The organism is Chryseobacterium sp. SIMBA_028, assembly GCF_046535285.1.
In the GTDB taxonomy this organism is placed as follows: Bacteria; Bacteroidota; Bacteroidia; order Flavobacteriales; family Weeksellaceae; genus Chryseobacterium.
In genome coordinates this window covers 1-247 of sequence record NZ_JAWRWZ010000666.1, presented here as the reverse complement: position 1 = coordinate 247, position 247 = coordinate 1, and the positions used below count along the sequence as shown (strand labels likewise).

The 247-nt window shown below is 64.8% G+C and carries 1 pseudogene; it reads right to left on the bottom strand.

Annotated features, from left to right (window positions below):
• Nucleotides 1-247: pseudogene (locus SCA31_RS24900) on the bottom strand (hypothetical protein); the annotation flags it as partial.

The following is a 247-nucleotide window of genomic DNA, read 5'->3' as shown; positions in this document are numbered from 1 at the left end:
CTGGCTGCGCATGGATGGCGGCAAAGTTCCTGACTCGGGTGCGCCCAAGTTGGCCAGGAGGGCAATCTTCTCGGCAGCATCGCGTTCATCGTTGGAGCTGTTGGCTTCGTCGGTGGCGATCTTGACGAGTTTCTCAGCCATCATCACAGCTGCGGTAACGCCCCTGAGGCCCAGCGGTATGCGGACCGTTTCCGTGCGGCGCTGCCTGGCCTCGGCGTCCCGGGCCAGTCGCCGCGCGATGCCGATA